We start from the raw sequence: 806 nt of genomic DNA, 5'->3' as shown, positions 1-806 counted from the left end.
CCGCCTGCCCGAGGCCTTCAAGATGCTGGCCCGGGTGTCGCGCATCATGGAGCAGCTGGTGCACGCCTGGGACGTGCTGGCGACGATGACGCCGCCCGAGTACAGCGCCATCCGGCCCTACCTGGCCAAGAGCAGCGGCTTCCAGAGCGCGCAGTACCGGCGCATCGAGTTCCTGCTCGGCAACAAGAACGCCGCCATGCTCAAGCCCCACGAGCACCGGCCCGACYTGCTGGCCCAGGTGAAGCAAGCCTATGACGCGCCGTCCCTCTACGACGAGGCGCTCAAGCTGATGGCGCGGCGTGGCATCCCGGTGCCAGCGGCCAACCTCAGCCGCGACTGGACCCAGCCCCACGTGGCCGACGAGGGCGTCAAGGAAGCCTGGCTGACGGTCTACCGCGCCCCTGAGAAAAACTGGGACCTGTACCAGATGGGCGAGGAGCTGGTGGACCTGGAAGACGCCTTCCGCCTCTGGCGCTTCCGCCACGTGACGACGGTAGAGCGCGTCATCGGCTTCAAGCGCGGCACCGGCGGCACGGGCGGCGTCAGCTATCTGCGCAAGATGCTGGACGTGGTGCTGTTCCCGGAGCTGTGGGCGCTGCGCACGGAGCTGTAGGGAAAAACGCCGGGCGTTGTCGATTTCGGCCGGCCTCGACCGTCGTTCCTGGCCCGGCCCGGTCGGCCGGGTTTGGAAAGGACCCGATGAAACTGCTCCTCACCTCCGCCGGCATCCGCAACGCGAGCATCCATGCCGCGCTGCTCGACTTGCTGGGCAAACCCATCGCCGAGTGCCATGCGCTGTGCATCCC

Annotated in this window: 1 protein-coding gene; it reads left to right on the top strand. The window is 68.0% G+C overall.

The features are described from left to right. On the top strand, positions 1 to 613 hold a 613-nt coding region (locus tag AC1DU6_RS33570), incomplete at its 5' end, for a tryptophan 2,3-dioxygenase (RefSeq protein WP_477862680.1). Positions 614 to 806 lie beyond the last annotated feature (193 nt).

The organism is Roseateles sp. P5_B10 (assembly GCF_056400485.1).
The sequence above is the reverse complement of the archived record's forward strand: the minus strand, read 5'-3'. Positions and strand labels throughout refer to the sequence as shown.